The sequence below is a fragment of the Halomonas sp. ND22Bw genome (assembly GCF_003011945.1).
Classification (GTDB): domain Bacteria; phylum Pseudomonadota; class Gammaproteobacteria; order Pseudomonadales; family Halomonadaceae; genus Halomonas; species Halomonas halophila.
This window is the reverse complement of the sequence record NZ_PXWD01001718.1, coordinates 1-238: the sequence shown is the minus strand read 5'-3', so window position 1 is coordinate 238 and position 238 is coordinate 1. Positions and strand designations below refer to the sequence as shown.

Below are 238 nucleotides of genomic sequence, written 5' to 3'. Positions count from 1 at the left end.
AAGCACATCATTAACAATCATCAAAAGATTGTTAGCAGACTCCTGTATCATTTTAAGATAATCACGCTGCTGATGATCAAGATTGGTTTTCAAAAGCAGGTTTGCAAACCCCATCACACCATTCATTGGTGTCCGGATCTCGTGACTCATGTTAGCAAGAAAAGCACTCTTTGCCTTTGCTGCTTCTTCGGTGATTTTTTTGGCAACGATCAATTGCCTTTCCGTTTCCACCCTGTCT

At 41.2% G+C, this 238-nt stretch carries 1 protein-coding gene; it reads right to left on the bottom strand.

All coding sequences use genetic code 11. The features are described from left to right. On the bottom strand, positions 1–213 hold a 213-nt coding region (locus tag CVH10_RS24155), incomplete at its 3' end, for a histidine kinase dimerization/phospho-acceptor domain-containing protein (protein ID WP_369336020.1). Between the last annotated feature and the right edge of the window lie 25 nt (positions 214–238).